The sequence below is a fragment of the Paenibacillus alginolyticus DSM 5050 = NBRC 15375 genome (assembly GCF_000422905.1).
Classification (GTDB): Bacteria; Bacillota; Bacilli; order Paenibacillales; family NBRC-103111; genus Paenibacillus_E; species Paenibacillus_E alginolyticus.
Genome location: NZ_AUGY01000205.1, coordinates 1 through 3,157 on the forward strand (window position 1 = coordinate 1; position 3,157 = coordinate 3,157).

The window sequence follows — 3,157 nt, forward strand, 5'->3', positions numbered from 1 at the left end:
ATTGCAGCTTGTCTACCATATAGTTGAATGTATCGCGGATGCTCTGAAATTCGTACGCAGCGTCAAAATGCAACCGGGCACCGTAATTGCCTCCCATCACTTCTTGCATGCCTGCATGAAGCTGCTCAAGAGGCCTGTTGATACGTGCAGAAGTAATCCGGCTGTAACCCCAAATGAACAGCACAGTGACTGCGGCAAAAGCACCAATCGCTGTCGCCAAGTACAGCGCGATGCCCCGGTTTTGCTGGGTGGGATTGACAATGTGATTACCGTCCACCAACTCCATCGGTAGTTTAAGCAAATAATACCCCGAAGGGCCCCCGCCCGTTAGCGGAGCAATGGAATAATAGAAATCCGAATTCGGGTCATTCGCGAGAAATTGCTGCAGTTGGTCCTCCGTATAGCCCCCTATGCTCTCCTTCTCTTTGCCAAGCGTTTGCACGACTTCCTTTTTGTCGTTTAAAACCTCCACCCATCCGCCGTATTCAGAAATTCGCTTAATGATTGGCCCTAGATCTTGCGCTTCGACGACATCACGGGCTTGCACGAGGTTGGTAAGCGAATCATCATAATTTTTCTCCAACCCATAAAACAAGTAAAAAACGATGACGCTGCCGGCCAGACTAAGGGCAACGGCAAGAATGACATAGTGACGGATCATCATGCCGCGAACGTTTGCCAGTTTTATAATCTGTCTGCTCACACAGGTCCCATCCTCTTAACGAATTTATAGCCGAGCCCGCGAATGGTCACTAAATAAGGATGAGCGGGGTCGTCCTCGATTTTGTCCCGCAGTTTGCTGATGCAGACCATAATGGTGTTGTCGTCGCCTCCATATATGTCGCCCCATACCGCCTCATAAAGCTGCCGTTTAGTAAATACGCGGCCTGAGTGTTCCATGAAATGCTTCAGCATGCGGAATTCGGTTGAAGTCAGAGTGACCTCCGCACCGTTGCGGGAAACGCTGCAGCTCTCTGCATCCAGCGTCAAGCTGCCGATCGTGATCGGGGACGATACCGTCACCGCAGTCGGAGCGGCATTCCAGTTGTATGTCCGCCGAAGTTGGGCCTGAACGCGTGCAACAACCTCAAGAGGATTAAAAGGTTTCGTCATATAATCGTCCGCGCCCATACCGAGCCCGAGTATTTTGTCATGATCTTGGCCTTTGGCCGATAGCAGGATCACCGGCAGCTGCCTAGTCCGGCGAATTTGCCGGATGGCTTGCAGCCCGTCCATGTCCGGCATCATGATATCCATCACAACCAAATCAACAACCTGCTCTTGCAGCAGCTGCAGCGCCTCGCGCCCGTTGCCCGCTTCAATCACCTGATAGCCTTCCTTTTCGAAATATAGCCTTAGAATCTCGGCGATTTCCTTCTCATCATCCGCGATTAGAATCGTATGCGACATAACCAGCCCTCCATTTTGCCATTCTGATGATAATCATTATAACCTTCATTTCTTTGCTAAAGGTAAAAAATAAGGTAAATTTAAGATTACGCTATGTATCGGGAAAGCTTGATCCGCTAGGATGAAGTTGAAGGGAAAAATTCAAGTGAAGGATGAGAAAATAATGAGCAAAAAAACAAAATGGGTCATACTTGGAGCGTGCTTTCTCACACTAGTGTCGACAGGCACCATTTACGCGTGCAGCATGGTATATCCTAACGACGAAACGGCTTCTATTGAGGAGCCGACGGCGATTCAGTTGCCTGTGGCAATTGCGAGTGGAGCACCGGCAAGGGATTACTATGTGTCCCCGGAAGGAAACGATACAAACCCCGGCACCGTGAATGAGCCTCTCGTCAGCATCCAGAAAGCGATTGATTCCGTCGAGCCCGGTGGCACCGTATACCTTCTTGAGGGAAGCTATCGCCAAACCGTGCGCATCGCAAAATCCGGCTCGCAAGCCCAAGGCTACATCACCTTACGAAACGCAGAGGGGCAAACGGCAATACTGGACGGCACAGGCGTGCAGCTTGTAGCGGACGGCGCCATCCACATCGACAATGCCAGCTATGTGCGCGTGGAGGGACTTGAAATAAGCCATTATCGCACGGACAGCGCGGATATCACCCCCATCGGCATCCGTGTGAGCGGTGGTGGTAGCAATATTGAAATTAGCGGAAACCGTATCAACGATATAGGTACAGATGCGGGTCATGGGAAAGGCGGTGGAAATGCGCATGGCATTGCGGTTTACGGCAACACGGCAACCCCGCTGCAGCATCTTGCCATTATCCAAAATGAGTTGTACAACCTGAAACTGGGAGCCAGCGAAGCGATGGCGATCAATGGAAATGTGGACGGATTCCGTATCCTGCAGAACACAGTTCACGATAATAACAATATCGGCATCGACGTCATTGGGTTCGAAGGCACCGCGCCGAACCCTGACCAGGATCAGGCACGAAACGGCATGATTGCAGAGAATTATGTATACAATATCTCCTCTTTCGGCAATCCAGCCTACGGGAATGAATACTCAGCAGCCGGCATATACGTGGACGGCGGCAAAAATATCACCATTATGAACAATGACGTCCACGACAACGATTACGGGATTGAACTGGCAAGCGAGCATGCCGGCGGTCTGACTACAGAAGTGGAGGTATCGCTCAACAGGATTTATCACAATCGGGCGGCAGGCATTACACTTGGCGGCTATGACGAAAGTCGTGGGGGGACGTCGGATTGCATCATTAAAGAGAACGAGTTAATAGAAAACAATTCCCATCATCTCGGTTACGGTGAAATCAATTTCGCCTTCGACACAAGAAACAACGAATTGCGCAATAATAGCATCAGAGCCAATGAAGATGGACTCATGATTACAAACGAGTTTCCGCAAAATGAAGGAAACACAGTTGACTTCAATCAATATATCAGCAAAGAGCAAGCGCATTGGATATGGAAAGGCGAAATCTTTGACGACTTCAGTATGTATCAAATACAGACAGGGAATGACCTGAATTCAGACTTGTCCATTATATCTTCGGGCAAATAAAGAAATGGCCAATTTCAACGCTAAGCCGTGTGTAGGCGTTGAAGTTGGTCGCTATTGTCTATGCTCATTTTTGTTACATATACATTCTGGTGTTTATTTTAGTGTTAAACATGTTCTACACGAGTATAATTATTCCGCTATCCTGCCCGT

General features: G+C 49.1%; 3 protein-coding genes. 1 reads left to right on the forward strand and 2 read right to left on the reverse strand.

Going from position 1 to position 3,157, the window contains the following annotated elements; translation table 11 throughout:
- A partial coding sequence (locus G519_RS0138075; RefSeq protein WP_029198991.1) for a HAMP domain-containing protein occupies nucleotides 1-703 on the reverse strand: 703 nt, incomplete at its 3' end.
- Complete coding sequence (locus G519_RS0138080; protein ID WP_029198992.1) at nucleotides 700-1,410, reverse strand: response regulator transcription factor; 711 nt, start codon at nucleotides 1,408-1,410, stop codon at nucleotides 700-702. The genes G519_RS0138075 and G519_RS0138080, both read right to left, overlap by 4 nt.
- Before the next feature lie 163 nt (nucleotides 1,411-1,573).
- Here G519_RS0138080 and G519_RS0138085 point away from each other — a divergent pair, with 163 nt between their 5' ends.
- Nucleotides 1,574-3,007 (forward strand): right-handed parallel beta-helix repeat-containing protein, encoded by a 1,434-nt coding sequence (locus tag G519_RS0138085; protein ID WP_036635533.1) that lies wholly within the window; start codon nucleotides 1,574-1,576, stop codon nucleotides 3,005-3,007.
- Nucleotides 3,008-3,157 lie beyond the last annotated feature (150 nt).